A 22,435-nucleotide genomic window follows, 5' to 3' on the forward strand; every position below is an offset into this window, starting at 1 on the left:
AAAGGCCCCGGTTGCCCAGGGCCTCGGTCAGAGACGTCCGATGTCTGTCGCCTCAGTTGAAGGTGTAGGACAGGCCGCCCATCACGCCGAAATCAGGCTTGCGTCCACCGGGCGAATAGGTGCCGGCGACATTGGCGCGCCACTTGGCATCCTCCGAAGTCCAGCCCAGGCCCGCGGCCATGCCGACCTGACGATGATAGACCGCCATGCCACCGGCAACCGAGACCTTGCCCGGCCTGTCGTCATAGCGCAGGGCCGAGGCCGCCATGGCAGAGGCAATGCCCTGCCGGGCTTCCTTGAGATTGTTGGACACCTGGCTCTGCAGATTGGCGATGTTGCCGCCGATGCTGTCGATACGCTTGTCGAGGGCAGTGATAGCGCCGCCGACATTAGTGTAGCTGTTTCCGCCGACCGTATAGTTGGGTAACTTGACCGTCCCATCCGGGTTGACCGTGGAACCACCGCCCAGAGCATCCGCAACGGATTGCGCGGAACTCGTCAACTGGCCAAAGTTCACAGCATCTGTTGCAGCCGTACCTGCGGCAACGTTGGTGATTTTCTTGCCGGCAGCATTTATGCCGTCTACGGTCATGCTCGGGCCATTCGCGATGCTGACACCATTCGAGGTCACCGTCGTGCCACCAACCGTCAGGCCGGTCTTGTCTAGCGTGTTCCCGCCCGCCGTGACACTGTCCACCTTGATGTCTTTGGCCAAAGCATATTGCACGTTGACGTCGCCGGTCTGGGTAACCGTCTTGGTGACCACCATGTTGTTGTCGGAACTGAAATCGACCGTCGCTCCTGGCGCAACCTTGCTTGCATTCGCCGTGTCGCCAGCTGTGCTCAGATTCCAGCCCTTATTGGCAGTCTGCTGCACGTCGTAGAGCTGCGAGCCATTCACCGCATCCGAGGATCCTGCGTTTACCGCCCCGTTTGCGACATTGGTGATAGTCGTACCGTTCTTGCCACCTAAGGTGATGCTGCCCTTGTCGGTACCCGCATCATATTGCACGGCATTCTCGGCCAGATTGGCAACCTGTTGACCGACCTTGCCGATCTCCTGATTGGTGGCATAGAGCTGCGAACCGTTGACGGCATCGGTCGAGGTCGCGGTCACCTGGCCTGCGGCCACATTGGTCACCGTACGCTCATTGCCCGCCGAGCCGACGCTGACGGTACTGGTCGGCGAACCGCCCGCATAATCATAGGTCGTCCCGTTGACCGTGCCGCTCTTCGTCTGCACCACGGTCGAGGTTTTCGAGCCCGCACCCAGCGCCACGTCGCCGGCCTGCCCGCCGGAAGTATCGGCGCCCGTACCCATGGCGACCGAGTTGGCCTGCGTCGCCTTGCTGCCCGTGCCGGTCGCGATGGAATCCGTGCCACCGGCCTCGGCCCCATTGCCGCTCGCTATCGCACCATCGGCACTGGCCTTCGCGCCGGTACCCGATGCCATCGAATTGTTGCCGCTGGCCTCTGCCCCGGTGCCGGTCGCAATCGAGCTCTCGCCACTCGACTTCGCACCATTACCCGTGGCAACCGAGGATGCTCCGCTCGCCTCGGCGGCATTGCCGGTGGCGATTGCATTGTCCGCGCTTGCGCTGGCTAGGGTACCGGTAGCGATCGCATTCTTGCCGCTCGACTGAGCGCCATTGCCCATGGCAACGGAACTGTCGCCGCTCGCCACGGAACGCGGACCGATACCAACCGAATCCGTGCCGGACGCGACGGAATCCGGCCCCGTCGAATTGGCATGGAAATATTTGATGCCGCCGCCATTGATGGAGCCGCCGATCTTGTCGAGCACGCTCTGCACCGAGGTGAAGGTGCTGCCGCCATAGTTCAGGCTGGTGATCACCGTGCCGCTGCCGGGATCGAAGCTCGAGCCACCGCCGAGGCCGCTCGCCACCGAATTGCCCAGGCTGAAGATTTGCGAGCCGTTGACCGCATCGGTGGAGGTCGTCGACACGTCGCCCTTGGCGACATTGGTGATCTTCTTGCCGCCGGCATCGATGCCACTGGTGGTCACGCTCGGGCCGCCATCAATGACAAGGCCGGTCGTGTCGATCTTGGCGGCCCCGATCGTCAGGCTGTTGGCGATGGTGACATCGCTGGCAAGGTTGAAGGTAACCGCGTTGCCCGACTTGGTGATGGCGATATTGCCGTCGGTGTTGTTGAGGTCCACCGTATCGCCCGGAGCGACATTGGACGAATTGGCGCCGTTGGCGGTGAGGTTCCAGCCCTTGTTGGCGGTCTGGTTTACAGCATCCAGCTGGCTGAGGTTCACCACATCGTTCGGAGCGACGCCGTTGGCGACATTGGAGATCTTCTGCGGCGAGCCACTGCCATGGCTGGCGTCATAGGCACCCAGTGCCGAGTTCCATTGCAGGGCATCTGTCTGCAAGGCCGTCACTGAGGTGTTCACCGCGTTGAAGGCATTGCCGACATTGTTGTAGTCCGTGCCGCCAATAGTGTAGCTCGGCGCACTCACCGTGCCGGTGGTCGGGTCATAGGTCGAGCCGCCGCCGAGATTGCTGGCGACCGAATTGCCCAGATTGTTGGCGGCGTTGCTGACCGTCTGCAACTGGCCGACATTCACCGCATCGGTGACGTTGGTGCCTGCTGCGACATTGGTGATCGCCTTGTTGCCGGCGTCCACACCATTGACGGTCACGCTCGGACCGCCCGCGATGGTCAGCCCCGTCGCATCGAGCCTGGAGGCGCCGACCCCCACGCTGCTGGTATCGATGGTCACGGCGCCAACCGACAGGCTGTTGGCGATCTTTACATCGGAAGCCAGGTTGAACGTCGCGTTCGACCCGGCCTGTGTGATCACGATGTTCTTGTCGGTGTTGTTGAGATCGACCGTGCCTCCAGGCGCTACGTTGCTGGTGGTCGTGCCGTTGTTGGTGCTGAGGTTCCAGCCCTTGTTGGCCGTCTGGTTCACCGCATCGAGCTGACTGACATTGACGGCATCATTGGCGGCAACGCCATTGGCGACATTGCCGATGGTCACCGGCGTGCCGGCATTGCCCAGCGTGATGGTGTCCTTCTTGGTCGGGTCGTCATATTTGACGGCCGCGTTCGACAGGTTCGTCGTGTTGGTGTCGAGCTGTGTCAGCGCGCCGGCCACAGTAGTCTGCGGGGTCGTGGCCCCGATATTGCCCTTCCCGTCGATGGCCGTGATGTTCTGACTGAAGTTCGCGATCTTGCCGGTGGTCGGATCGTAAGTCGCCCCGCCGCCGATGGTCGAGACCGTTGTGCTGCCCAGATTGTTGACGTTGTTGCCGAGATTCGTCACCGACGTGGCGACAGTGTTGAGCTGGCTGAAGTTCACCGCGTCGTTGGGATCGCTGCCATCGGCGAGATTGGTGATCTTCTGGCTCGCCGCGTTGATACCGGCCGTCGTCACGCTCGGCCCGCCCGCGATGGTCAGGCCCGTGGTTGTTACCGTGGTGCCCCCCACCGTGAGGCCAGTGGCGTCAAGCGTATTGCCGCCTGCCGTAACGCTGTCCAGGGTGATGCTCTTGGCGAGATCGAAGGTCGCGTTCGGGCCGTTATGGGCGATGACGATATTGCCGTCGGTGTTACTCAGATCCACCGTGCCACCGGGCCCGACATTGCTCTTGCCCGCCGTATCGCCGCCCGTCGACAGGTTCCAGCCGGCATTGGCATTGTTGCCCACCGCCTGCAGCTGGCTGACATTGACCGCATCATTGGCGGCCACGCCGTTCGCGACGTTGCCGATGGTCACCGGCGTGCCGGCATTGCCCAGGGTGATCCTGTCCTTCACTGCCGGGTCGTCGTACTTCACCGCGGCATTGGCGAGATTGGTCGTGTTGGTGTCGAGCTGCGTCAGCGCGCCGCCGACCGTGGTGTAGTTGGTTGGTGCTCCGGCAGCGTCACCCTTGTTGTCGACGGCCGTGACATTCTGGCTGAAGCCGGACAGCGTGCCGGTGTTGGGATCGTAGGTCGTGCCGCTGCCAATGGTAGAGGCGCTCGAATTGCCCAGATTGTTGACGTTGTTGCCCAGGTTGGTCACCGAGGTGGAGACGGTGTTGAGCTGGCCCAGATTGACCGCGTCCGTCGCATTCGTGCCGGCGGCCACATTGGTGATCGCCTTGCTCCCCGCATCAACGCCGGCCGTGGTCACGCTTGGCCCGCCCGCGATGGTCAGCCCATTGGTGGTCACCGTGGTGTTGCCGACCGTCAGACCGGAGGAGTCCAGCTTGTTGCCGCCCGCCGTGACGCTGTCGAAGGTTGGCGTCATCGAAGTGGCGATGGCGATGGTGTTCCCGGTCTGGGTCAGCGCGATGTTGTTGCCGGCCTGGTAGGTCACCGTATCGCCGGGAGCGATCTTGGTCGAGCCGCTTCCCGTGGCCGTACCGGTGCTGCCGGCAACCGTGCCGGTATTGGCATTCCACCCCTTGTTCGCCGTAGTATCCAGGGCCGAAAGTGCGTTACCGACATTGTTGTAGGTGTTGCCCGAGATATTATAGCTCGGCGCGCTCACCGTGCCGTCCGGATTCACTACCGAGCCACCGCCGAAATTGTTGGCGACCGAATTCGACACGCCGTAAAGCTGGCTGCCGTTCACCGCGTCGGTCGAGGTCGCGCTGATATTGCCCTTGGCGAGGTTGGTGATCAGGGTGAGATCGCCAGCCCCGATGCCGCCCAGCGTGATCTTGGTCTTGCTCGTGGGGTCGTCATACTTCACCGCGGCATTGGCGAGATTGGTCGTGTTGGTGTCGAGCTGCGTCAGCGCGTTGGACACCGTGGTGTACTTGGTCGGCGCACCGGCCGCATTGCCCTTACCGTCGACCGCCGTGATGTTCTGATTGAAGCCTGTCAATGTACCCGTATTGGGATCATAGGTCGTGCCGCCGCCAAGGGTCGAGGCGGTCGAATTGCCCAGATTGTTGACGTTGTTGCCCAGGTTGGTCACCGAGGTGGAGACGGTGTTCAGCTGCCCCAGATTGACCGCGTCGGTGGCGTTGGTGCCGGCGGCCACATTGGTGATCGCCTTGCTGGCAGCATTAATGCCGGCCGAAGTCACACTCGGGCCGCCGGTGATGGTCAGGCCGTTGGTATCGAGCTTGGAATTACCCGCCGTCAGGGTGTCGACCGTGACGTCCTTGGACAGGTTGAAGGTGACGGCGTTGCCAGTCTTGGTGATAGCGAGATTGCCGTCGGTATTGTTGAGGTCGACCGTGCCGCCGGGCGCAACGTTGGAAGAATCGGCGCCATTGGCAGTCAGGTTCCAGCCCTTGTTGGCGGTCTGCTGCACGTCATAGAGCTGCGAGCCATTGACCGCGTCGGTAGAACCCGCGACCACCGCACCATTGGCAAGGTTGGTGATCTGGGTCGGCTGGGTCGCACCGACACCGCCGAGGGTGATCTTGGTCTTGGTCGCATCGTCATATTGCACCGCGTTGGCGGTGGCGTTGCTGACGACACCGAACAATTGCGAACCATTGATCGCATCGGTCGAGGTTGCCGTCACATCGCCATTGGCAACATTGGTGACCTTCTTGCCGCCCGCATCGACGCCAGCGGTGGTTACGCTCGGACCGCCCGTGATGCTCAAGCCGGCCGCGTCGAGCTTGGAGGCGCCCACCACCACGCTTGAGGTGTTGATGGTGACGGCGCCGACCGACAGGCTGCTGGCGATCTTCAAATTGGAGGCGAGATCGAAAGTTGCGTTCGGGCCGTTATGGGCGATGACGATGTTGCCGTCGGTGTTGCTGAAATCCACCGTGCCGCCGGGGCCGACATTGCTCTTGGCGCCTGTCGCGCCATTGGTCGACAGGTTCCAGCCGGCATTGGCGTTGTTGCCAACCGCCTGCAACTGGCTGACATTCACAGCGTCATTGGCGGCAATGCCATTAGCGAGATTGCCGATGGTGGTGCCGCCGGCCCCGCCGAGCGTGATCTTGGACTTGGTCGCCGGGTCGTCATACTTGACCGCGGCATTGGCAAGGTTGGTCGTGTTGGTGTCGAGTTGCGTCAGCGCAGCGCCTACCGTCGTCGTCGCCGTCGGTGCAGCCGCCGCGTTGCCCTTGTTGTCGACGGCGGTGATGTTCTGACTGAAGCCCGACAGTGTACCGGTCGCCGGATCATATTTGGTGCCGCTGCCGATGGTAGAGGCCGTCGAGTTGCCGAGATTGTTGACGTTGTTGCCCAGGTTCGTCACCGAGGTCGAGACACTGTTGAGCTGGCTCAGATTGACCGCGTCGGTGGCATTGGTGCCGACAGCCACATTGGTGATCGCCTTGCTCGCAGCGTTGATGCCGGCCGTGGTCACGCTCGGACCACCCGTGATGGTCAGGCCGGTCGTCGTCACCGTGGTGTTACCGACCGTCAAACCGCCGGCATCGAGCTTGTTGCCGCCCGCCGTCACACTGGTGAAGGTCGGCGTCATCGAAGTGGCGATGGCGATGGTGTTGCCGGTCTGGGTGATCGCGATGTTGTTGCCGGCCTGGTAGGTTACGGTGTCGCCGGGGGCGATCTTGGTCGACGCGCTGCCCGAAGCCGTGCCCGTACTGCCGGCAACCGCTCCGGTATTGGCGTTCCAGCCCTTGTTGGCCGTCTGTTGCACGTCGAAAAGCTGCTGGCCGTTGACCGCATCGGTGGATGTCGACGTCACCGCGCCATTGGCGACATTGGTGATCTTCTGCGGCGAGCCGCTGCCATGGCTGGCATCATAGGCGCCGAGCGTTTTGTTCCACTGCAAGGCGTCCGTCTGCAGCGCGGTCACGCTGGTATTCACCGCGTTGAAGGCGTTGCCGACATTGTTGTAGGTGGTGCCGCCGATATTGTAGCTCGGCGCGCTTACCGTGCCCGTCGTCGAATTGTAGGTCGAGCCACCGCCGAGATTGCTGGCTGTCGAATTGCCGAGATTGTTGACGTTGTTGCCCAGGTTCGTCACCGAGGTGGAGACGGTGTTGAGCTGGCTGAGATTGACTGCGTCGGTAGCATTGGTGCCGGCGGCGACATTGGTGATCGCCTTGCTCGCAGCGTTGATGCCGGCCGTCGTCACGCTTGGACCGCCCGTGATGGTCAGGCCGGTGGTGTCGAGCTTGGAATTGCCGACGGTGATGCTGCTGGCGATATTGAGATTGCTCGCCAGGTTGAAGGTCGCGTTCGGGCCGCTATGGGCGATGACGACATTGCCGTCATTGTTGCTCAGATCGACCGTCCCGCCAGGGCCGACATTGCTCTTGGCGCCCGTAGCGCCATTGGTCGACAGATTCCAGCCGGCATTGGCATTGTTGCCCACCGCCTGCAACTGGCTGACATTGACGGCGTCATTGGCCGCCACGCCATTGGCGACATTGCCGATGGTTACCGGAGTGCCGGCATTGCCCAGGGTGATCTTGGTCTTGGTCGCCGGGTCGTCATACTTCACCGCGGCGTTTGAAAGATTGGTGGTGTTGGCGTCGAGCTGCGTCAACGCGCCGGCCACCGTGGTGAAGTTGGTGGCAGCCGCCGCCGCATTGCCTTTGGCATCAACAGCCTTGATGCCCTGGCTGAAGCCAGACAACGTGCCGGTCGAGGTGTTGAACGTCGTGCCGCCGCCAATGGTCGAGGCCGTCGAATTGCCGAGATTATTGACGTTGTTGCCCAGGTTCGTCACCGAGGTCGAGACAGTGTTGAGCTGGCTCAGATTGACCGCGTCGGTGGCGTTGGTGCCGGCGGCGACATTGGTGATCGCCTTGCTGGCAGCGTTGATGCCGGCCGTGGTTACGCTCGGCCCGCCGGTGATGGTCAGGCCGGTCGTCGTCACCGTGGTGTTACCGACCGTCAAACCGCTGGCATCGAGCTTGTTGCCGCCCGCTGTCACACTGGTGAAGGTCGGCGTCATCGAAGTGGCGATGGCGATGGTGTTGCCGGTCTGGGTGATCGCGATGTTGTTGCCGGCCTGATAGGTTACGGTGTCGCCGGGGGCGATCTTGGTCGAGGCACTGCCGGAAGCCGTGCCGGTGCTGCCCGCCACTGTGCCCGTATTGGCGTTCCAGCCCTTGTTGGCAATGGTGCTGACGGCGGTCAACTGACTGACGTTCACCGCGTCATTGGCGGCAATGCCATTGGCGACGTTGCCGATGGTCACGGGCGTGCCGGCATTGCCGAGGGTGATGCTGTTCTTCGTCAGCGGATCGTCATACTTCACCGCGGCGTTGGCGAGATTGCTCGTATTCTTGTCGAGCTGCGTCAGCGCAGCGCCCACCGTCGTCGTCGCCGTCGGTGCAGCCGCCGCGTTGCCCTTGTTGTCGACGGCGGTGATGTTCTGGCTGAAGCCGGACAGTGTGCCGGTCGCCGGATCATATTTGGTGCCGCTGCCAATCGTCGAGGCTGTCGAATTGCCTAGATTGTTGACGTTGTTGCCCAGGTTCGTCACCGAGGTGAAGACAGTGTTGAGCTGACCCAGATTGACCGCATCGGTGGCATTGGTACCGGCGGCGACATTGGTGATTGCCTTGCTGGCGGCATTGATGCCGGCCGTCGTCACGCTCGGCCCGCCGGTGATGGTCAGGCCGGTGGTGTCGAGCTTGGAATTGCCGACGGTGATGCTGCTGGCGATATTGAGATTGCTCGCCAGGTTGAAGGTCGCGTTCGGACCGGTGTGGGCGATCACGACATTGCCGTCGGTGTTGCTGAAATCCACCGTGCCGCCGGGGCCGACATTGCTCTTGGCGCCTGTCGCGCCATTGGTCGACAGGTTCCAGCCGGCATTGGCATTGTTGCCCACCGCCTGCAACTGGCTGACATTGACCGCATCATTGGCAGCCACGCCGTTGGCCACATTGGTGATCGCCTTGCTGGCGGCGTTGATGCCGGCCGTGGTCACGCTCGGACCACCCGTGATGGTCAGGCCTGTGGTGTTGAGCGTGGAATTGCCGGCCGTGACGCTGGTGAAGGTGGGCGTCATCGAGGTGGCGATGGCGATGGTGCTGCCGGTCTGCGTGATCGCGATGTTGTTGCCGGCCTGATAGGTCACGGTGCCGCCTGGCACGATATTGGTGAGCGCACTGCCGGAAGCCGTGCCGGTGCTGCCGGCAACCGCACCCGTATTGGCATTCCAGCCCTTGTTGGCTGTCTGCTGCACGGCAAAGAGCTGAGAGCCATTGACTCCGTCGGTGGAAGCAGCCGTTACCGCGCCATTGGCCAGGTTGGTGATCGTCACGCCGCCGGCCGGAGCTCCCACGCCACCCGTGGCGCCGAGCGTGATCTTGTTGCCGCCGGGAGCATCGTATTTGACCGCGACATTGGCCAAATTGGAGGTGTTGGTGTTCAACTGGTTCAGGGCACCGGCGACCGTGGTCTGCGCCGCCGCCGCACCGACCGCGCCGGTGTTGCTGACCGGATTGATATTCTGGCTGAAGCCCGACAGCGTGCCGGTCGCGGTGTTGAAGGTCGTGCCGCCACCGATGGTCGAGGCTGCCGAATTCCCAAGATTGTTGACGTTGCTGCCGATCGTGGTCACCGAAGTGCCGATCGCGTTCACCGCCTGGTTGGTGGCGAAGAGCTGCGAGCCGTTCACCGCATCGGTGGAGGTACCGCTGATCTGGCCTGCCGCGACATTGGTGATCGTGCGCTCCTTGCCAGTGGCGCCAACGCTCACCGTGCCGATCGGGCTCGTGCCTGCGAAGCTATAAGCCTTGCCGTTGATCGTGGCACCCGTCGTGTTGACGACCGCTGCCGTTGTCGAACCGGAACCGAGAGCGACGGAGTTCGCGATGTTGGCGACCGAATTGGTTCCGATCGCAATCGCATTGGCCACGCTTGCATTGGCGCCGAATCCCATCGCCGAAGCGCTGGCAACCGATGCATTGGAGTTGACGCCGATCGCGAAGGAATTCTGGACGGCGTTTGCCCCCATGCCGATCGCCATCTGATTGGCATAGACATTGAATGTCGTCGCTTGGCGGTTCGGATCACCGAGTTGGATGAAGACGTTGTTGCTGTTGTCGATGCCGCCACGGAAGAATTGGGCGATGCCGGCTGTCCCCGTATTTCCGCCGCCGCCCAGGACCAGATCTTCGGGCGTCGCGCCCTGTGCACCGTCCTGATTGGAGATGATCTGCAGAGCCTGTCCGGTGCTCGGAGAACACCGCATGGTGTTCTGGGCCGGGATCGAGCCGATTGCCGTATTGACGGTACTGCAAGACAACTGTGCCCAGGCCTTGTCCGGGCTCAGGCCGACGACACCTAAGACAGCGAGGGCAGTCGATGCGAGCAGAAACTTGTAGTAGCCGCTCACTGCGCCGCCGGAAGCCTGCGCGACAACAGATATCCCGCACGGCACGCTCCCGCCCGTCGTCAAGGAGCCGACACCCAGTCTCTTGTTTCGCATGCCCATACAACGATGCGCCATGCGCAAAACGGCATGGATGCGCCGGCGCAGGCTGCGATGGACATGCTTGGCGAGATGAAGGCTGTCGTGGTTCGGCATGGGCCCCCGGTCTGTCTTGAACGTCGCGTCTTGCAGGCAAAGCCGTCCCTTCCGAAGACGGCCCTGATAGCAGTTGACCTAGGGATTCCCGTTTCCCGGGCAACGATTCATGCTTCGAATACTTGATCCCCCGACCTCGGGTACCCCTTTAGGAATAGCCGACAGCCGTAGCGTCAGGGCAAAGAATCCCGCGCGTTCTTAGCTAATACCCTCGATTACGTAGACGTGTAAATACAGACTAAAACACTAAGTGAAGTATCTTTTTACCTTTAAACAAATTTATAAATTAATTTTATTCGAGAAAACGATTTCCATGCCGAATTATTATAATTCCAAAGGAGTATTCCCTAGAGTATATATGAAATTATTGGGATAAAAATTTCAAAAAAAATGATAAAAATATTTAAGATTATTTATGATCGAATAAAGAAAATAAATCAGTAAATCGATTTACAATTTTTAAAATTTAGTATTAAAAACATAACAAAGGATGCTTGACGTAATTTTAATTTAACCAAATCACGCAAATACATTTAGGCGATACGATGAGATGCACACGCGAAATTCTGGGTCACCTGGTTGACCAGGAATGCTTTCCTGAATAGCTAGCCTGCCACAAGCGAGATGGAGGGCATCCCTAATTCGAAGGGATTAAGCCTATTGAGCAGGCCTCGCAGCCCCCGGGGACTGTTGCGAACAAGCAACAAGGCGAAAAAATCGGATGCCGCCAGCCCGGCACGCGCCTTGCGTCAACAAGTCAGTCAACAGGCACCAGAAAGGCCGACCAGGCCCAGGCAGCAATCGAGAACTTCCGGATTTGAACCGCGACAAAGAAAAAGGGCGGCCCGAAAGCCGCCCTCTCGCAAGATCTATTGGATCGAAGCCGGATCAGGCTCCGGCTTCGGCTTGGGTTTGGGTTTCGGCTTGGGTTTCGGTTTCGGCTTGGCTTCCGGCGCAGCCGCTGGTGCGGGCGTCGCGGGAGCGGCGGCGGCCGGCGACGCTTCCGCCGGCGGCGACACTGGTATCTGCGCTGCGTTCGGTCCGCCGGCCGAGGGCGACGCACCCGCCTGCGCGATGTTGACGCTGAGCCCATCGACGAGCAAACGCCGATCGCCCCCCTGGAAGAGCAGCTCGAAAGTCAGCTTCGTGTCGCCATTCACCGGAAAGAAACCCGCGAGGTGGAGCAACCCGTTCTTCTCAACCTGGGGAGCGAGGGTGATCGTCGGCTCGAGCACCAGCGCCGCCGCCAGATCCAGCCCCGCCTTGCGCTGGCCGGCGAAGACCTCGGCCAGTTTGGCATCGCTGTTCTCACGCTGGAATCCAGGCGAGCCGAGATCGCGCAGCACCGAGTAATTGCCGGTCTTGTTGGCCTGATCGAGCGCTATCAGGGTGGAGCGTACCAGCATCAGAACGGTCTTGGAGTCGAGATTCATCACCTGCGGGCTGGCAGGTGCCGCATTTGCAGGCGCCGGCATGGCCGGAGTGGGCACTGGCTGCTGCTGGGCCATGGCAGGCAGAGCCAGGCCGGCCGCAACGGCGAGGGCAAGCAGGCCGACGCGTGTGAAAGGAGAAGAATGCCTCCGGCAGGCCGCTTTTCTCTGCGATACACCAAATTTCATGAGGATCGAGGTCTCGTTGGAGAGGGGCACAATGATCAAGCTTTCACAGATTTCCTCGTGCCTGTCACCCCGCATGTTTCAATCTATCCACGCCAGCCGAGACCCGATACATGTGACGGCAGCAGATGGTCGAGCATGATGGCGCCGCCGCCGCGTCCTTCGGTTCGACAACGTTACGGAAAGAAACAATGCGCGTTCGTGTCGGTTGCCTTCTCGTCGCCTTGGCCGCAGGCGGCCTCGAAATGTGTCTACCGATCCCGGCCATGGCGCAGGATCAACCGGCGCCCAAACCGGCCAGAAAGCACAAGCCAGCCGTAAAGCAGCCCGCCAAACCGGCCCCTGCGCTGCCGACCCCGGTGGTGCTGCCGGAGCCGCCGCTGCCCGTGCAGCAGATCCGCCAGTTCGGGACGACGTCCTGCATCAACCTGGTCGACCAGATGTCACGCGGCTCGCTCAACAGCAAATATGACGTGCAATCGGGCTGGAACCGCCAGGCTCCCGCCCAGCATGTGTTCCAGAGCGTCGCCGTCATCGACCGGCCGGAAGTAACGCCGGCCAACGGCCTGGCCGCCATCATCGCCACGCCAACGCCATCGGGCAGTTGCGACGGGGTGACGGTGCAGGTCTTTCCGCTTGCCAGCGATTGCGCCACCGCGCAGACCTATATGCGCTCGACTGGTGCCAGCCCGATCCCCATTCTCAACACTCAGATCATGATCGACCGCAACGGCAAGCGCATCTTCCTGCTGCCGGGCGTGAACAAGACCTGCATCGCCGTCTCCGTCGATTCCAGTTTCGGTCCCGTACCTGTCGCGCAGACGCCGTCGTCACCGGCTCCCGGGCCTGCACCTGTGCCGGTCCCCGAACCGTCGCCGGCGCCGGACGCCATCGTGCCGCATGCCGTCCCGGTCACGCCGCCAAGCTCGGAAATCCTGCCAACGGCCCAGCCGCCGAAATGAGCCCGAGCACGCGGGAAAGCTTCCCGCGGACCGGCTGTGCATGACCGAAGGGAATGGCTTGATTCGGGTTTCCAACCTGCTCTAATCGCCGAACGCGCCGCTTCCCTCGCCATCCGGCGCACCATCAGGCCTCAATAGAAAAGCAGGTCATGCTCGATATTTCCGCGCTCCAGTCGATGAAGGTGTTGTTCGCAACGCCCTGCTATATCTCTGCCGTCAGCATGAATTATGTGGTCAGCATGTATAGCCTGGCCTGCGATGCCACGCAGCTTGGCCTGAAGACCGTGCTGCACATGCATTCGGAGAGCCTGATCACACGCGGACGCAATATGGTCGTGCTGAAGTTCATGCAGGACGAGTCCTATACGCATCTGTTCTGGATCGATTCCGACATTTCCTTCACCACCCAGCAGGTGGTCCGCCTGCTGCTCGCCGATCGCGACGTGGCCGGCGGGGTCTATCCGATCAAGTCGCTGGCCTGGCCCGATCCTTTGCCGGGCGGCTTGACCAAGGACGAGATGGAAATCCGCTTCGCCCGTTATGCCTTCAATCCCGTCGACCACGGCAAGACGCCGATCGGCCAGCATGTCGACGATGAAGGCTTCATCGAGGTCTCGGAGGCGCCCACCGGCTTCATGGTGATCAAGCGCCATGTCTTCCCCAAGCTGATGCAGGCCTATCCCCATCTCAACTACACGCCGGACGGCCCCCCCGACAATCCGCTCAAGCCGCTGCACTGGCTGTTCTTCGACTGCATGGTCGATCCCGATTCCGGGCGCTATCTGTCGGAAGACTATGCCTTTTGCCGGCGCTGGCGCGACATCGGCGGCAAGGTCTGGGTCGATTCCCAATCCAAGCTGCAGCATCTGGGCCAGTACAATTATGTCGGCGATGTCGAGACCAGCCTGAAGCAGCAGGGGCACTGGTAGAGCCGCATCGAGACGGCGAGGAGCACGAATGCCGGACTATGCCATGACGGCGCCCCTCGTCGAGCTTCTCGGCCCGGTGCGCCGCACCCATATCGTCGATATCGGCGCCAATCCCATCGATGGGGAGCCGCCCTATAAGTCGATGCTGGCGGCAGGCCTCGCCCGGCTCACCGGTTTCGAGCCGCAGGCCGAGGCGCTGGCCAGGCTGGAGGCAACCAAGGGGCCCAATGAGAATTATCTGCCCCACGCCATCGGCGACGGCAGCGAGGCCTATCTCAATCTGTGCGCCTATTCGGGCTGGAGCAGCCTGCTTACCCCGCGCCAGGCCGCGCTCAAGGTGTTTTCCTATTTCAAGCCCAATGCGGAGGTGATCGGCCGCATTCCCGTGCGCACCACCCGCCTCGACGATCTCTCGGTGCTCCCGGAGATCGACATGCTCAAGATCGACGTGCAGGGCGCCGAGCTCGCGGTATTCCAGAACGGCCGCGAGAAACTGCGCTCGGCCGTGGCCGTCCAGACCGAGATCTCCTTCATCGCCCTCTACGAGAACCAGCCGGGCTTCGGGGAGATCGACACCGAACTGCGCTCGCAGGGTTTCGTGCCGCATTGCTTCAAGGCGGTGAAGTTCAGCCCGATGGCGCCCTATGTCAGACCGGAGAACTGGACGCCGGCCGCCAACCAGCTGCTGGAGGCCGATATCGTCTATGTCCGGGATTTCGTCGATCCGGATGCCATGACCGACGAGCAGCTCAAGCATCTGTGTCTGCTGGCTCAATATTGCTATGGCAGCATCGAGCTCTGCGGCCGCTGCATCGACCTGCTGTGCCGGCGCGGCGCCCTGCCGCAGGACGCGCTCGCCCGCTACACCGCACTGCTGGAGGCGGCGCGCCCCTCTACCTCCGCCTGAGAGGGCTTGACGACACAGCGGCGGGCGCGTTCTGTGGAGCATCAGTGAGACCCCTCCCCATGCCCGCCGACACCAGCGCTTCCCGTCACCCCGAAGTCGCCGCTTTTCTTGCCGCCCATCCCGATACCCGCTTCATCGAAGCCTTTACCCCCGATTTGACCGGCTATGGTTTTGGCAAGCGCCTGCCGATCGAGGAGATCGACAGCCTCTACCGTTCCGGCATGGGCTTTTCCGCCGCGCCCTATGTGCTCGATGCCAGGCATGACGGCTATGGCTCCGGCGGCATCGGCTGGGACGATGGCGACCCGGATGCCAAGGGCGTGCCGATACCAGGCACGCTCAAGCCGATGCCCTGGGCAGCCGTGCCGACGGCGCAGGTCATGCTCGACATCTCCTATGCCGTTTCGGGCGAACCGTTATGGACCGATCCGCGCCACCTGCTTAAGACCATCCTCGCCCGCCTCGCTGCCGACGGGCTCCATCCCACCGTTGCTTGCGAATACGAGTTCTTCCTCACCGACGGCACTCGCGAGGCCGATGGCCGCATCCGCCCACCCATCCTCAAGCGCACCGGCCGGCCGCTCGGTCCGCCGACCAACCTGTCGGTGCTGACGCTGGAGGAAGTGGCACTGTGGTCGGCGAAGGCCGATGATGCGGCGCGGGCGCAGAATGTGCCGATGGGCAGCATCATCGCCGAGATGGGTGTGGCCCAGTTCGAGACCAATCTGCATCATACTGATGATGCCATGCTCGCCGGTGATCACGCCGTGCTGCTGAAAAGACTGATCCGCGGTACCGCCCGTGCCGAAGGCTGGGACGCCACCTTCATGGCCAAACCCTATGAGGACGAGGCGGGATCGGGCCTGCATGTGCATGTCAGTCTCGCCGATGCCGAAGGCCGCAACATCTTCGCCAATCCCGCCACCGGCGAACAGACGATCCGCCATGCCATCGCCGGCATGCAGCGCCTGATGCCTGAATCGCTCGCCTTCTTTGCGCCCAACCACAATTCCTTCCGCCGCTTCGGCGGACTGTTCGCACCGGTCAATCGCAAATGGGGTGAGGATAACCGCACCGTCGCCCTGCGCATACCCACCGACAAGGGCGCGGGACGGCGCATCGAGCATCGCGTCGCCGGTGCGGATGCCAATCCCTATCTGGTATTGGCGGCCATCCTCGCCGCCGCCCATTACGGCATTACTAGGAAACTAGAACCGGATGCGCCCGTTGTCGGCAAGCATGCCGGCTTCACGCGCGATCCCGGCCTGCCGGCCGATGTCTTCGAAGCCGCGCGCCGGCTGGCGCGGGCGAGCCTGTTGAAGGAGTATTTCTCCAAGCGCTATCTGGAGACCTACGCCCATTTGGTCCATGGCCAGCACGAGGATTTCCTCTCGGTGCTGAGTCCGCGTGAATACGATCTGTTCTTCTGAAACCCGCCCTCATCCCGATCGGCGAACAAAGTTAACCGCTATCGCGAGCGGAGCGAAGCGATCCAGATCCCAAAAGGCCTGGATTGCCGCGTTGCTCCGCTCCTCGCAATGACTTCAAGCGGGTTGAACGTTCCAGCCGGCCTCAGATCCCCCGCGCGCCCCGGGCTCTTAGCCGGATCATCACGCCGCGGTCGTGCTCCTCGGCTCGCCGATGCGCCCTGACCTGGAGCAGATCCTTGCGCGCCATCAAGCCGACCAGGGTCCCGCTCTTGCGATCAAGCACCGGTACCCGGCCAATATCGGCAATCGCCATGCGATCGGCGAGCGCGCCGGCGAGTTCATCGGCGTAGCCGATCTCGAGTTCCTGCCCCTCGAGTATCTCCTCCAGCGACAGGGATTGAATGTCGTCATCCTCCGAGGCATGCACCGACCAATCGAGGATATGGCCCCGAGAAACCATGCCGACCACGCGCCGCTCGGCATCGACGACCGGATAGCTCTTGTGGCGGGGCTCCCCGCCAGTGAAGAAGGCAACCGCCCGCGCCACCGTCATCGCTGCCGGTAGCGTGTCGACCTCACGCACCATCAGATCGGCTACACGGGCAAGATCGAACGGATCGGTGTGGTACTCGCCCGAAATATGATGGCCACGACGAGCGATCTTCTCCGTCAGGATGGAACGCTTCATGGTCAGCACGGTGGTGGCATAGGCCATGCCGCAGGCCGTGAGGAGTGGCAGGAGTACGCCGAGATTGCCGGTGAGCTCCACCGCAAAGAGCGTCGCAGTCAGCGGCGCGCGCATGGTGCCGCCCATCATCGCCGCCATGCCGAGCAGGGCCCAGAAACCCGGATCGGCCTGCGGCAGGACAAGGCCTGCCAGCGCTCCCAGAGCGCCGCCGAGCATCATCAAGGGCGCGAGGACACCGCCGGACGTCCCCGAACCGAGCGAGATTGACCAGATCAGGGACTTGACCACCAGGAGCAGGATCACCGCCTTGAGAGCCATCTCGCCGGAGAGCAGATGGCGGATATTGTCGTAGCCCACGCCGAGGGCACTCGGATCGAACAGGCCGCCAATGCCGATCGCCAGGCCTCCGAACAGAGGCCACCACATCCAATGCAGCGGCAAACGATGGAAGAAGTCCTCGCTGGCATAGACCATGGCTGTGAGGACGCCCGAACCCACGCCGGCGACGATGCCCATCAAGACCCAGCCGAGGAAACCGGGCAGGGACAACGCCATGTGCCCGGTGAAGCCGAACAGGGGTGTGGGGTCGAGCAGCAGTCCGCGTTCCGCGGCTGCCACGGCGGCCGCGACCACCACCGGCAGGAAGCTGCGAGGCTTCCATTCGAACAGCAAGAGCTCTATTGCCAGCAGCACCGCTGCGATCGGGGTACCGAACACCGCCGTCATGCCCGCCGCGGCGCCGGCGACCAACAACGCCTTGCGCTCATTGGCGCTGAGATGAATCATCTGGGCGATGAGGGAGCCGATGGCCCCGCCCGTCATGATGATCGGCCCTTCGGCGCCGAAGGGACCACCCGAGCCGATCGAGATGGCCGAGGACAGCGGCTTCAGCACCGCCACCTTGGGATTGATCCGGCTCTTGCCGATCAGGATCGCCTCCATCGCCTCGGGAATGCCATGGCCGCGGATCTTCTCAGAGCCGTAGCGTGCCATCAGGCCGATGATCAGGCAGCCGATCACTGGCACGAACACGGCCGCCCAACCGAGCGGCGTACCGGAGATCGGCAGGCTCTCCAGCGAAAAACGGCCATAATAGGCGATGTTGGTGCACAGCGTGATCAGGCGCAGCAGCACGAAGGCGGCGCCCACGCCAGCCGTGCCGACAAAAACGGCGATCGCCATCAGGAGGATCACCCGCCTGTCCGTGGTGAAGTCGCCCAGGCGCGCCGGCAACCCGCGGGTCCCCGCCTCGGCATCATGCCCCGGGGTGCCCAGAGTCGAAGTGGTCATGTCTCTGATATCCATCTGTCGGGCCTGGCCCGGCTGAATTTTATATCGCAATACGATATATTTTGCGCAAGTCAACGGATTTTCGTAGAGAGTGCGGCAGACAGAAGAATCGTGGAGCGATGGACCCTATGCGGCAACAAGATCCGGACTACGCCGCCCTCGCACGCTTTCGGCATGCCTTGCGCAAATTCCTCGCCTTCAGCGAGGAGGCGGCGGCCGCGGAGGGCCTGACCTCGCAGCAGCACCAGGCCTTGCTCGCCATCGCCGGCCTGTCGCAGGGCGGTGCCCTCTCGATCGGCGAATTGGCCGAGATCCTGATCCTGCGCCACCACAGCGTCGTCGAACTGGTCGACCGGCTCGGCAAGCTCAGCCTTGTCGAACGCATGGCCGATCCGTCCGATGGCCGGCGCGTGCTGGTGCGGCTCAGCGAGGCAGGCCGACAGAAGCTGCAGGCCTTATCGGAAACCCATCTGAAGGAACTGGCAGCCATCGGACCGACGCTTTCCGAGCTCCTGCAGGCCTTCCGCGGCTGATCACGCGACCGGTATCCGCGGCGGCATCGACCTCAAATCGGCGTGAAGCGTAACGAACCTACCCTGCCCGCTCGTATAATCCTCCAGACGCGATGATGTCTTGCTTCGGCAAAGCGTTCTGTGACTTGAATGAATCATTCCTGATCGCAAAGACGCTCCAGCCAATCCTTTGGATTGGCTCGGAAACAAGGAGCTAGAGCAAATGAGCGTTCACGCTCAAACGCGTTTTGCTCGAGTGGAGGACGATGATGAAACGACGCGGCATCCTGATCCTGGCGGCAACCCTTACGGCCTGCCTCGGCACCGGCCTGTGGTTCTCGGCATCGAACGCCGAAGAATCGCCGCGCAGGGTCGCCGCCCCCGGCCTCGACACCCGATCGACAGCAGGCTCGGAAACAGCGGTGCTGGCAGGCGGCTGCTTCTGGGGCGTGCAGGGCGTGTTCCAGCATGTGAAAGGCGTCACCTCGGCGGTTTCGGGCTATGCCGGCGGCACGGCCGACACCGCCACCTACGACACCGTCTCGACCGGATCGACCGGTCACGCCGAAGCGGTGCGCATCCGTTTCGATCCCCGCTTCATCTCCTACGGCCAGATCCTGCAGATCTATTTCTCGGTGGCGCATGATCCCACCCAGCTCAATCGGCAGGGTCCCGACAGCGGCACGCAATACCGCTCGCAGATCTTCACCGCCAGCGCGGAACAGGCCCGCATCGCCGCCGCCTATGTCAGCCAGCTCGACGGTGCCAAGGCCTTCGCCCGGCCGATCGCGACGCGCATCGCGCCGCTGCAGGGCTTCTTTGCGGCGGAGGCCTATCACCAGGATTACCTGACCCGCCATCCGACCCAGCCCTATATCGTCATCAACGACCTGCCCAAGGTCGCCGCCCTCCGGCAGCTCTTCCCGTCCGTCTATCGCAGCGACCCGGTCCTGGTAGCCGGCCGCTGAGGCCGAACTACGGAACAAGAGCCGTGACGTCGCGGCTGAAATGCACGATGCGGCGATCGGGGCGTTCCTCCACCCGCTCGATGGTGTAGCCGCGCCGCTGGTACCAGGCGACATTCTCGGTGAAGCGCTCATTGGTGTAGAGCCGCACGAGCCTATGCCCGTCGCGCCGGGCCCGGTCTTCGGCAAAATCGAGCAGGGCCGAACCCAGGCGACGGCCCTTGAGCGCAGGGGCCACGGCAAGGCTCCAGATCAGCAGATGATCGGGTTTCGGCTCGACGATGAGGGCAGTTTCGAGGGCCTCGGACGAACCGGACACCCAGATCTCCATCGCCTCGAACAGGGCCATGAAATCCGCATCATGCGGCGGCAGGGATATGCCGATGCGCTGTTTCAAGGGAGCATAGGCCGCCTGCTGCAGGACGGTGATCGCAGGGATCTCGGTTCTGGCGGCGCGACGAAATTTCATGACGAGGCTCGAAATCGTGCAGCTATCGGGGATCGAGGGGGACCGGCGATGATGCACATCCGAATCCGCCCGATCGAGCATTCGCGCAATCGATGCCGACCCGCAAGAGGTTCCAAAGCAAGGACGTTCATCCGCCCTCGAAGCCTCGCCGGGATTGTCGGCTCTCCCGGGCTCCTCCTCAATTCGCCATCAACCGTTCGAGATAGGCGCACACCATGTCGGCCATGGCATCGGAATAGGCCTCGATCTCCGCCGGCGTCCGCGGGCTTTCCGAAAATTGCTTGCCGACCGCGCTCAGCGTAGAGGCGATCAGGTCCCCGGCCAAGGTTCGTGTCGTTTCCGAAGCCTTCGGCAGAGCCTCCCGCATGAAGGCCTCGACGATGCCGTCTCCCGCTGCCTTGGCTGCCTCCGCCTCGGGCGCGTCACGGTAGAGCGGCGCAGCATCGTCGAGCGCCCCGCGCACCGTGGCCTCGTCGCATTCCGAGCGGATGAAGGTATGGACGAGAACACGCAGCCTTTCGAGCGGCGGCTTGTCGCCATCCTGCAGGATGGCGCGCAGTAACTCGGTCGTCTGCCGCCATTCGTCGCTCTGGAGCCTGAAGAGAATCGACGCCTTGTTGGGGAAATATTGATAGAGCGAACCGACGCTGACGCCGGCCTTCTCGGCCACCCGCGCCGTGGTGAAGCGCTGAGCGCCCTCCTTCCTCAAAACCTGAATGGCAGCCTCCAGAATGACGGCGACCAGCTCGGTCGAGCGGGTCTGCCGAGGCTGTTTTCGTAAGGAAACAGAAGAGCTTCGACGATCGGTCATCGGGATGCAGGCCAATGCGAATAGTGAACGCGACGAATTAATCGTATTTCTAGTCCGGCGCAAGAATGCGTTTTCCCAAACCGGAGCCTGCCATGACCACCCTGACCGCCGCCCCGCTTGCGCTCCTGCTGGACCGCCTGTTCGAAGAGGCCGACGCCACCTCGCCGGCGGCGATCCCCGCCGTGGCCGAGCTCTCCCGCCCGGAACGCGAGCGCCTGATGCACAGCAAGACCGAATATCTCGACCTTTATGGCCGGCTGAAGGACCTGCCGCTCGCCGTTTCGCGCGAAACCGGCCTGCTGCTCTACATGCTGGCCCGCAGTTGCCGGGCGCAGACGATCGTCGAATTCGGAACCTCGTTCGGCATCTCGACCCTGCATCTGGCCGCGGCGCTGCGGGACAATGGCGGCGGCCGTCTGATCACCAGCGAGTTCGAGCCGTCCAAGGTGGAACGGGCCCGGCAAAACCTTGCCGCCGGCGGTCTTCTCGATCTCGTCGAAATCCGGGAGGGAGATGCACTGCGCACGCTGAGCATCGGCCTGCCGGAGGCGATCGATCTGGTCCTGCTCGACGGCGCCAAGGCCCTCTACCCCGAGATCCTCGATCTGGTGGAGAGCCGGCTCAGGCCTGGCGCCCTCATCATTGCCGACAATGCCGACTACAGCCCCGACTATCTCGCCCGCGTGCGCTCGCCGGCCCGAGGCTATCTGTCGACCCCCTTCGGCGAGGATGTCGAACTCTCGATGCGGATTGGCTGAGCCCAATCCCATCGCTGCGAGGCGTCAGGAACGCTGCAAGGAGCTGGAGGCGAACTTCCGGCCCTTGCCAACCGCGACGTGATGGCAGATTGCCGAGCCGGCACATTGCCATCACGATGTCGACGCAACCCGTGCAGCGCTCGACAGGTCGAAACGATGCAACAGCAGCGTCCCTCCATTTACCAGCAATTGGGCGGCGAAGACGGTATCTCCCGGCTTGTGGACTTGTTTTACGACATCGTCGAGCAGGATCCGGCGGCGGCCGCACTCCACATGCTGCATCTCGACGGCCATGGCGTCGCTCATTCCCGCGTCGAGCAGACCCGCTTCCTGATGGGCTTCTTCGGGGGAGCGCGTCTCTATGTCGAGTTTCACGGCCATTCGGATGTGAGGGCCATCCATGCCCATGTGGCCGTGACAGCCGAGACGCGCGACATCTGGATCCGCAGCATGGACAAGGCGTTCGACCAGACCGGCTTACCCCCGGAGGTGAAAAAGAGGGCGATGACCGCTCTCGCGACCGCAGCCCGCCTGGTGCACGACGTCAATCCCCTGCGCAATCGTGACGAAGAAATCGAAGCTGGAACGGGCTCGAATCCACCTTAGCGACTAAGGAGCCCGATTTTGAATCGGACCATTTCCGCCCGG

General features: G+C 62.6%; 13 protein-coding genes. 8 read left to right on the top strand and 5 right to left on the bottom strand.

All coding sequences use genetic code 11. The annotated features are described in order from the left end of the window. Positions 1-52: 52 nt before the first annotated feature. Positions 53-10,450, bottom strand: a complete 10,398-nt coding sequence (locus tag AB4037_RS09370) for a beta strand repeat-containing protein (RefSeq protein ID WP_441771320.1) — start codon at positions 10,448-10,450, stop codon at positions 53-55. Between the two features lie 869 nt (positions 10,451-11,319). Continuing rightward, positions 11,320-12,099, bottom strand: a complete 780-nt coding sequence (locus tag AB4037_RS09375; RefSeq protein ID WP_441771463.1) for a hypothetical protein — start codon at positions 12,097-12,099, stop codon at positions 11,320-11,322. A gap of 158 nt (positions 12,100-12,257) precedes the next feature. Here AB4037_RS09375 and AB4037_RS09380 point away from each other — a divergent pair, with 158 nt between their 5' ends. The 4 genes from AB4037_RS09380 (at position 12,258) to AB4037_RS09395 (ending at position 16,294) form a co-directional block, all read left to right on the top strand. Next, entirely contained in the window at positions 12,258-13,028 is a 771-nt protein-coding gene (locus AB4037_RS09380) for a hypothetical protein (RefSeq protein WP_441771321.1), read from the top strand. Between the two features lie 149 nt (positions 13,029-13,177). Further along, on the top strand, positions 13,178-13,957 hold the full coding sequence (locus tag AB4037_RS09385; protein WP_434955047.1) for a hypothetical protein: 780 nt from the start codon (positions 13,178-13,180) through the stop codon (positions 13,955-13,957). Between the two features lie 28 nt (positions 13,958-13,985). Then, positions 13,986-14,864, top strand: coding sequence for an FkbM family methyltransferase (locus tag AB4037_RS09390; protein ID WP_441771322.1), 879 nt, complete (start codon positions 13,986-13,988; stop codon positions 14,862-14,864). 59 nt (positions 14,865-14,923) lie between these two features. Further along, positions 14,924-16,294: a glutamine synthetase family protein gene (locus tag AB4037_RS09395; protein ID WP_434955045.1), complete on the top strand. Its 1,371-nt coding sequence runs from the start codon at positions 14,924-14,926 to the stop codon at positions 16,292-16,294. A 142-nt stretch (positions 16,295-16,436) separates the two neighbouring features. Here the strand turns inward: AB4037_RS09395 and AB4037_RS09400 are convergent, their stop codons facing one another. Then, positions 16,437-18,272, bottom strand: coding sequence for a chloride channel protein (locus AB4037_RS09400; protein WP_441771323.1), 1,836 nt, complete (start codon positions 18,270-18,272; stop codon positions 16,437-16,439). A 128-nt stretch (positions 18,273-18,400) separates the two neighbouring features. On the opposite strand from AB4037_RS09400, the gene AB4037_RS09405 reads away from it, so the two are divergent. Both AB4037_RS09405 and msrA read left to right on the top strand, forming a co-directional pair. Beyond that, positions 18,401-18,805 (top strand): MarR family winged helix-turn-helix transcriptional regulator, encoded by a 405-nt coding sequence (locus tag AB4037_RS09405; RefSeq protein ID WP_441771324.1) that lies wholly within the window; start codon positions 18,401-18,403, stop codon positions 18,803-18,805. 248 nt (positions 18,806-19,053) lie between these two features. Then, positions 19,054-19,752 (top strand): peptide-methionine (S)-S-oxide reductase MsrA, encoded by a 699-nt coding sequence (msrA, locus tag AB4037_RS09410; RefSeq protein WP_441771464.1) that lies wholly within the window; start codon positions 19,054-19,056, stop codon positions 19,750-19,752. A 7-nt stretch (positions 19,753-19,759) separates the two neighbouring features. Here msrA and AB4037_RS09415 read toward each other — a convergent pair whose 3' ends face one another. Together AB4037_RS09415 and AB4037_RS09420 are read right to left on the bottom strand one after the other, a co-directional pair. Next, on the bottom strand, positions 19,760-20,218 hold the full coding sequence (locus tag AB4037_RS09415) for a GNAT family N-acetyltransferase (protein WP_441771325.1): 459 nt from the start codon (positions 20,216-20,218) through the stop codon (positions 19,760-19,762). Between the two features lie 178 nt (positions 20,219-20,396). After that, positions 20,397-21,029: a TetR family transcriptional regulator gene (locus tag AB4037_RS09420; protein WP_434955041.1), complete on the bottom strand. Its 633-nt coding sequence runs from the start codon at positions 21,027-21,029 to the stop codon at positions 20,397-20,399. 92 nt (positions 21,030-21,121) lie between these two features. Here AB4037_RS09420 and AB4037_RS09425 point away from each other — a divergent pair, with 92 nt between their 5' ends. Beyond that, entirely contained in the window at positions 21,122-21,787 is a 666-nt protein-coding gene (locus AB4037_RS09425) for an O-methyltransferase (protein ID WP_441771326.1), read from the top strand. Between the two features lie 156 nt (positions 21,788-21,943). Then, positions 21,944-22,393: a group II truncated hemoglobin gene (locus AB4037_RS09430; RefSeq protein ID WP_441771327.1), complete on the top strand. Its 450-nt coding sequence runs from the start codon at positions 21,944-21,946 to the stop codon at positions 22,391-22,393. Positions 22,394-22,435 lie beyond the last annotated feature (42 nt).

The sequence above is a fragment of the Labrys sp. KB_33_2 genome (genome assembly GCF_052114505.1).
GTDB lineage: Bacteria > Pseudomonadota > Alphaproteobacteria > Rhizobiales > Labraceae > Labrys.